The sequence below is a fragment of the Sphingomonas sp. genome (assembly GCF_036387595.1).
Classification (GTDB): Bacteria; Pseudomonadota; Alphaproteobacteria; order Sphingomonadales; family Sphingomonadaceae; genus Sphingomonas.
Genome location: NZ_DASVTL010000054.1, coordinates 1 through 7,774, shown reverse-complemented (window position 1 = coordinate 7,774; position 7,774 = coordinate 1). Strand labels below are relative to the sequence as shown.

Here is a 7,774-nt window from a genome sequence, read left to right as displayed (position 1 = left end):
AGTACCTGCTGCCGGTGGGCGCGGTGCTGTCGCTGGGCGACGGCGACATGGTCCGGCCCGGCGAAGTGCTGGCCCGCCTGCCGACCGAGAGCGCCAAGACGCGCGACATCACCGGCGGCCTGCCGCGGGTGGCGGAGCTGTTCGAGGCGCGCGTCCCCAAGGAGGCGGCGGTGATCGCCAAGGTTTCCGGCCGGGTGGTGTTCGGCAAGGACTACAAGGCCAAGCGCAAGATCGGCATCCAGCCCGAGGATGGCGGCGAGGTGGTCGAGTATCTGGTGCCCAAGTCGAAGGTGATCGACGTTCAGGAAGGCGATTACGTCAAGCGCGGCGACAATCTGATCGGCGGGTCGCCCGATCCGCACGACATCCTGGAGACGATGGGGGTCGAGCCGCTGGCCGAATATCTCGTGTCGGAAATCCAGGAAGTCTATCGTCTGCAAGGCGTGAAGATCAACGACAAGCACATAGAGACGATCGTCCGCCAGATGCTCCAGAAGGTCGAGATCACCGACGGCGGCGACACCACGCTGCTGAAGGGCGAACAGGTCGACCGCGAGGAAATGGACGCGACCAACGAGAAGCTGGACAAGAACCAGACGCGCGCACAGGGCAAGCCCGTCCTGCTCGGCATCACCAAGGCGTCGCTGCAGACCCGCAGCTTCATCTCGGCGGCGTCGTTCCAGGAGACCACCCGCGTTCTCACCGAGGCGGCGGTCCAGGGCAAGCAAGACACGCTGATGGGCCTCAAGGAGAACGTCATCGTCGGCCGGCTGATCCCGGCGGGCACGGGCGCGGGCATGAACCGCCTGCGCGTGGCGGCGACCAGCCGTGACGTCGCCCTGCGCGCGCAGCAACGCCGCCTGGCCGACGCGATCGTCGCGCCGCTCAGCGCCGCCGAACAGCGTGCCGCGGAAAAGGCACGTACCCCGCGCGAGGACGTGGGCACCGGCGACGATCCACTCGCCGAGGTCGTGACCTCGGGCACCGGCACCGATGCCGATGCGGGCGAGTATCTGAACGACTGATCGTCCGGCGCCTAGCGCCCGACGAAGATCAAGCCGCCGTCCGGGATACCGGGCGGCGGCCTTTCTTTGCCGGTGTTGCGCAAGCGCAGCAAAGCCTGTTTCTGATCTCGCCTCGGAAGGCCCCAGGCTCTCGCGACCAAGTTGATGCCCGATAGCGCCTCCCTGAAGGGCAGGGCTATCGCATCTACCTATGAAAGTTGATGCGCCTTATGTAGACAACGCCTCCCGGGCCTGGCCATAAACGGGCTCAACCGGGTTCGCTATATGCCCTCGGCGGCTACCGCATGGCCGGCGGCTTCCAGTCGTGTGGTAAGGTCGAAAAGGCATGCGTCGACCGCTGCAGCATCGGGGCCGCGCACCACGAAATTGGCGCCCGTCCGGCCGTTCCGGAAAAACGGATAGCTGCCGATCGCCAGTTCCGCGCGATCGCGATGCGCTTTCTCCACGTCACGCAGCATGTCGGCCACCTCGCTTTCGGCGACCCAGCAGCCGATCGTTCGCGACACGACCGGCCGACCACCCTCTAGCGTGCCGGTCAATGCGTCGAGCATGCCCGCCGTGATGTGCGGCACACCGGCCATTATGAAGACGTTTCCGATGCGGATGCCCGGTGCACCCGACACCCGGTTCTCGATCAGCGCAGCACCCTCCGGCACCCGCGCCATCCGTGCCCGCGCTTCGGTCAACCCGCCCCGCGTCGCATAATAGGCGTCCAGGATGGCCATCGCCTGAGGATGATGCACGACACCCACGCCCAGCCCCTGCGCGATCGCATCGACGGTGATGTCGTCGTGCGTCGGACCGATGCCCCCGGTGGTAAAGCAATAGTCGCAGCGACTCCGCAGGGTGTTGACGGCCTCGACGATCGCGCCGGTCTCATCGCCCACCACGCGGACCTCGTTAAGCCGGATGCCCTGGACGTTGAGCCAGGCGGCCAGCTGCGCGATGTTTCGATCCTGGGTACGTCCCGACAGGATCTCATCGCCGATGACGACCAGTCCAGCGGTCCAGATGCGTTCGCCTTGCATGCTCCGCGGCTTAGCCTCGCAAACCGGTATCCGTCACGCTATATCGCTCGGCATGACCGATTATGTCACCGTGACCAGCGACGTTCCGAACGCGCGTACCGGCGCTATCAAGCTGCATGGGCGCGCCGCTTTCGACGGCATGCACAAGGCCGGGCGATTGGCGGCCGAGACCCTCGACATGCTCGTGCCGCACATGGTTCCCGGCGTTTCCACCGGCGAGATCGACCGGCTGATCTACGACTTCATCCTGGCCGCCGGCGGCGTGCCGGCCACGCTAGGCTATCGCGGCTATACCCATTCGACCTGCATCTCGATCAATCATGTCGTCTGCCACGGTATTCCGGGCGAGAAGACGCTGAAATCCGGTGACATCGTCAATGTCGATGTCACCCCGATCCTGGATGGTTGGCATGGCGATTCGAGCCGGATGTACCTCGTCGGCGACGTGCCGCTGAAGGCGCGCCGATTGGTCGAGGTGACCTACGAATGCCTGATGCTGGGGATCGAACAGGCGCGGCCTGGCAACCGCATGGGCGATGTCGCCAACGCAATCCAGCGTCATGCAGAGCGCCATCGGTACGGTGTGGTGCGCGATTTTTGCGGCCACGGCCTCGGCCGGCTGTTCCACGACGCTCCCGAGGTTGTGCACGCGGGCAAGCCCGGCACCGGGCCGGAATTGCGGCCGGGCATGATCTTCACGATCGAACCGATGGTCAACATCGGCCGGCCCGACGTGAAGCTGCTGGATGACGGATGGACGGCGGTGACCCGTGATCGTTCGCTCAGCGCTCAATTCGAGCATTCTATCGGGATCACCGAGGATGGCTGCGAGATCTTCACGCTTTCACCCGCCGGCCATACCCAGCCGCCCTATTCCTGACTAAGGCTCATGCGGTCAGCGAAAGCACCGTACCCGTGACGACCGTTCCGCGCTTCACCGCCTCGGGCGTATAGCCGACCACGCGTTCGGTAGCCGCAACCGCATCCTTGCGCGCAGCGGCAACGCGCGTTTCGACGGATTGTCCGGCATCGGCCCGCTGCGGGGCGGGTTCGGCCGGTCGCGGTTTGGGTTCCGCTTTGGGCCGCGCGGGGTCGATGTTCTTGGCAGCGAGCTCGATCTCGCTGGCGTTCAGGCATGCGTAGCCGTTCTTCATGACGGGCAACGGATACCCGATACTTTCAGCGGCCATCTTCGCCTCCTTCGGCTGCCATCATACCGGTCACGTCGTTACGAAATGTTCATCGGATATGGCTAACGGCGCGCGGCGATCGTTCGCGCGCGTCGCGCGCTAGTGACGCCGTGGAGCAGCGCAGCTAAGGCATGCGCGCATGACCGAGATCACGCCCCAGATCGTCGCCGACCACGGCCTTTCCCCCGACGAATATGATCGCGTGCTGCACGCGCTCGGGCGCAGTCCGAACATGGTCGAACTCGGCATCTTCTCGGTGATGTGGTCTGAGCATTGCTCGTACAAATCGAGCCGAATCCACCTCAAGAAGCTGCCCACCACCGGTCCCCAGGTGATCTGCGGTCCTGGGGAGAATGCAGGAGTCGTCGACATCGGGGACGGCCAAGCGGCGATCTTCAAGATGGAGAGCCACAACCACCCGTCCTATATCGAACCCTATCAGGGCGCGGCGACCGGGGTCGGCGGCATCCTGCGCGACGTGTTCACGATGGGCGCGCGGCCGATCGCCAACATGAACGCGCTGCGCTTCGGCGCACCCGATCACCCCCGCACCCGCCATCTGGTCGCCGGCGTCGTTCGCGGCATCGGCGGCTACGGCAATTGCGTAGGCGTGCCGACCGTCGGCGGCGAGGTGAATTTCCACAAGGCGTATGACGGCAACATCCTGGTCAACGCGATGACCGTCGGCGTCGCGGATCAGGACAGGATCTTCTATTCCGCCGCGAGCGGAATCGGCAATCCGATCGTCTACGTCGGCTCGAAGACGGGGCGCGACGGCATCCACGGCGCGACGATGGCGTCGGCCGATTTCTCCGAGGACAGCGAGGAGAAGCGCCCCACCGTGCAGGTCGGCGATCCCTTCACCGAGAAACTGCTGATCGAAGCGTGCCTGGAGTTGATGGCCACCGACGTGATCGTCGCGATCCAGGACATGGGCGCGGCGGGCCTCACCTCGTCGAGCGTCGAGATGGCTTCGAAGGGCGGCGTCGGCATCGAACTGGTCATGGACGACGTGCCCCAGCGCGAGAGCGGCATGACCGCCTATGAGATGATGCTGTCGGAAAGCCAGGAGCGGATGCTCATGGTGCTGAAACCCGGCCGCGAGGCGGAGGCCGAGGCGATCTTCCGCAAATGGGAACTCGATTTCGCGGTCATCGGCCGGGTAACCGACACTGGCCGCATGGTGCTGCGTCACCGCGGCGAAATCGTCTGTGACATCCCGCTGGGGCCGCTCGCGGACGATGCGCCCTGCTACGACCGACCGTGGACGTTTATCGATCCCCCCGCCCCGATCGCCGACATGCCCCGCAGCAACGACATCGCGGCCGACTTGCTGACGCTGATGGCCTGCCCCGACATCGCGAGCCGGCGGTGGGTATGGGAGCAATATGACAGCCAAGTCGGCGGCGACACCGTCCAGCGCCCCGGCGGCGATGCCGCGGTGGTGCGCGTTCACGGCACGTCGAAAGCGCTGGCGATCACCACGGATTGCACCCCGCGCTATTGCTTCGCCGATCCGGTGATGGGCGGGCGTCAGGCGATCGCCGAGACCTGGCGCAATCTCACCGCGGTCGGCGCGACCCCGCTGGCCGCGACCGACTGCATGAACTTTGGCAATCCCCAGCGGCCCGAGATCATGGGCCAGTTCGTCGGCTGTATCGAGGGCATGGCGGATGCCTGCCGCGCGCTCGAATATCCGATCGTGTCGGGCAACGTGTCGCTCTATAACGAGTCCAAGGCCACCGGCGGCGGCAGCGCGATCTTGCCGACGCCGGCGATCGGCGGAGTCGGGCTGCTCGCGGATTGGCAGAAATCCGCAACGATCGCGTTCAAGGACATCGGCGACATCATCCTGGTGGTGGGCAGCCGTGGCGGACATCTGGGCCAATCGCTCTGGCTGCGCGAGTGTCACGCCCGCGAGGGCCTTGACGCAGGACCGCCGCCGCCGGTCGATCTCGACGCCGAACGCCGCACCGGCGACCTGGTCCGCGCCGGAATCCTGGCGGGGCACCTGACGGCGGTCCACGACGTCGCCGACGGCGGCGTCGCGGTGGCGATCGCCGAGATGGCGCTGGCGGGCGGGATCGGCGCGATGATCGACCGCAAACAGCCGTTCGACTGCGCACGCTCGTTCTTCGCCGAGGATCAGGGCGTGTATATCGTCACGATCGACGATCATGGCATGCTGGATTTCCTGGCCGCCGCCCACGCCGCCGGGGTCGAGGTCGAGCCGGTGGGGCGTACCGGCGGCAAGCGGCTGATCTTCGAACGCCCCGATCGCGACGACGTGGTGACGCTCGATGCGTTGCGCGCCGCGCATGAGGGATTCTTCCCCGGATTGATGGGTGCGGACGCCGCGCTGGCGTGAGCGAAGGCGCGTCCGCCGCCGGCCGTATCCCGGCGCTGGATTTCCTGCGCGGCATCGCGGTGATGGGTATCCTCGTCGCCAACCTGCCGGCGTTCGCGCTGCCCGAAGCGGCCTATTTCGCGCCCCACGCCTGGGGCGGCACGTCGACCGCCGATATCGCGGCGTGGTTCGCGACCTATGTGCTGGTCGAGGGCAAGATGCGCGGGCTGTTCTCGCTGCTGTTCGGCGCGTCGATGCTGCTGGTCGTCGAGCGCGCCCAGGCTTCGGGGCGGAACGCCGCGCGCGTGCATTACCGGCGGATGGCGTGGCTGTTCGCGATCGGCTGCCTCCATCTCTACGGGCTGTGGTGGGGCGACATATTGGCGCATTACGCCTTGTGCGGCGCGATCGCTTATGCCTTCGTGCGCCTGCCGGTGCGCGGGCTGATCGGGGTCGCCGTCGCGCTGATCCTGTGGGAGAGCGCGCAAGGGGCGTGGCTTCATGCGGCGATTCTCGACGCGCAGGCGCATCCCGATGCCACCGGCCGCGCGCTTGTCACGGCGATGGAGGGGAGCTTCGGCAGACCTCCTGCGCAGCATCTGGCCGCCGAAATCGCCGCCTATCGCGGCTCCTATGCGCAGATATTCGCCTGGCGCTGGACCGTGAGCGCGGCGCCGCCCACCTTCCTGCCGATCCTGGGACCGGAAACGCTGGCGACGATGCTGCTGGGCATGGCGGGGCTGAAATCGGGGTTCCTGACCGGAGCCTGGTCCCCCGCGCGCTATCGTCGCTGGGCGGCGGTGACGTTGGGCATCGCGATGCCGGTCTATGTCGCGACCGGACTCCACACCATCCGCGGCGGTTTCGCGCTCGCCGATGTCGTGTTCGGCGCGGTGAGCGTAGCCGCGCCGATGCGCAATCTGGCGGTGGTCGGCTATGCCGCGCTCGGCATTTGCGCGCTGCGCCCCGGCGGTTGGCTGACGGCCCGCATCGCCGCCGCTGGACGCGCCGCCTTCAGCAGTTATCTGGCGACGACGTTGGTGATGACGACGATCTTCTACGGCTATGGTCTCGGCCTGTTCGGCGCGGTGCCGCGCGCCGCGCTCTACCTTCTCGTGCCGCCAGCCTGGGCCGCGATGCTCGCCTGGTCGCAGCCTTGGCTGGCCGCGTATCGCTATGGCCCGGTCGAATGGCTGTGGCGGTCGCTCGCCCGGTGGCGGGTCGAAAAGATGCGTCGATAATGCGAGCGATGCGCAATTAGGCTTGCGACCGCCTCGCAATAGCGCTACCCATCTGCGCATAGCCGAGGGAGTTCGCATGGTCGTCTGCGTCTGCAATGCCATCCGTGAGAATGACGTGCGCTGTGCCGCCCGCACCGGCGCGACCACCGCCTGCCAGGCTTATCGCAGCCTCGGCCGCCAGCCGAAATGCGGCCAATGCGTGCCTTTCGCGCGCGCCATCATCGACGCGGAGCGCGCGGCTGCGTAATAGGGCTTCCTAATCCTGTCGAAAGGTACGGAGCCAATGGCGATGCGCGGCGATCCCAAGGTCATCGAACTGCTGAACGAGGCGCTCAAGAACGAGCTGACCGCGATCAACCAATATTGGCTGCACTACCGGCTGCTCGATCATTGGGGCGTCTACAAGCTCGCCCAGTATGAGCGGATGGAATCGATCGACGAGATGAAGCACGCCGACTGGCTGTGCGAACGCATCCTGTTCCTCGACGGCCTGCCCAATCTCCAGCTGCTCGGCCGCCTGCGCGTCGGCGAATCGGTCGAGGAGGTGCTCAAGTCCGATCTCGCGATGGAGATGGAGGCGGTAACCCAGTTGCGCGGCGCGATCGCCTATTGCGAGGAAGCCAAGGACTATATCAGCCGCGAACTCTTCGCGCGCATCCTCGCGTCCGAGGAAGAGCATGTCGACACGCTGGAGCGTCAGATGGAGATGATCGGCCGGATGGGCATCCAGAATTACATCCAGCTCAATTCGGTCGCCGAGGACGATTCGCCCAAGGCGGGCGCGGCGCCGTATCTGAAGGCTTAGGGGCTGTCTGCATTTAGGGGATTCCCTTTGGGTGGCAGGTCTGATTCAAGGTTGGCGAAGGAGCCAGGCCTTGAGCAGACGGACGCTGACGGATGAGCAATGGGCGCGGATGGAAGGGCATCTTCCGGGTCGGGCCGG

General features: G+C 66.1%; 7 protein-coding genes and 1 pseudogene. 6 read left to right on the top strand and 2 right to left on the bottom strand.

Going from position 1 to position 7,774, the window contains the following annotated elements; all coding sequences use genetic code 11:
• Positions 1-1,025 (top strand): annotated as a pseudogene (locus VF643_RS04235) (DNA-directed RNA polymerase subunit beta'); the annotation flags it as partial.
• 260 nt (positions 1,026-1,285) lie between these two features.
• Here VF643_RS04235 and VF643_RS04230 read toward each other — a convergent pair.
• A complete protein-coding gene (locus tag VF643_RS04230; RefSeq protein WP_331042125.1) occupies positions 1,286-2,053 on the bottom strand; it encodes a competence/damage-inducible protein A in 768 nt (255 codons plus the stop codon).
• 52 nt (positions 2,054-2,105) lie between these two features.
• Between VF643_RS04230 and map the strand changes: the two genes are divergently transcribed.
• A complete protein-coding gene (gene map / locus VF643_RS04225) occupies positions 2,106-2,933 on the top strand; it encodes a type I methionyl aminopeptidase (protein WP_331042124.1) in 828 nt (275 codons plus the stop codon).
• 7 nt (positions 2,934-2,940) lie between these two features.
• On the opposite strand, the gene VF643_RS04220 is transcribed toward map, so the two are convergent.
• Complete coding sequence (locus VF643_RS04220; protein WP_331042123.1) at positions 2,941-3,243, bottom strand: hypothetical protein; 303 nt, start codon at positions 3,241-3,243, stop codon at positions 2,941-2,943.
• Between the two features lie 139 nt (positions 3,244-3,382).
• Here VF643_RS04220 and purL point away from each other — a divergent pair, with 139 nt between their 5' ends.
• From purL to bfr, 4 genes are all read left to right on the top strand, one after another.
• Positions 3,383-5,611, top strand: a complete 2,229-nt coding sequence (gene purL / locus VF643_RS04215) for a phosphoribosylformylglycinamidine synthase subunit PurL (protein ID WP_331042122.1) — start codon at positions 3,383-3,385, stop codon at positions 5,609-5,611.
• On the top strand, positions 5,608-6,831 hold the full coding sequence (locus VF643_RS04210) for a DUF418 domain-containing protein (RefSeq protein WP_331042121.1): 1,224 nt from the start codon (positions 5,608-5,610) through the stop codon (positions 6,829-6,831). Before purL ends, VF643_RS04210 begins: the two co-directional genes overlap by 4 nt.
• 76 nt (positions 6,832-6,907) lie before the next feature.
• Complete coding sequence (locus VF643_RS04205; RefSeq protein WP_331042120.1) at positions 6,908-7,078, top strand: (2Fe-2S)-binding protein; 171 nt, start codon at positions 6,908-6,910, stop codon at positions 7,076-7,078.
• A 42-nt stretch (positions 7,079-7,120) separates the two neighbouring features.
• Positions 7,121-7,636, top strand: coding sequence for a bacterioferritin (gene bfr / locus VF643_RS04200; RefSeq protein WP_331042119.1), 516 nt, complete (start codon positions 7,121-7,123; stop codon positions 7,634-7,636).
• Positions 7,637-7,774: the final 138 nt, after the last annotated feature.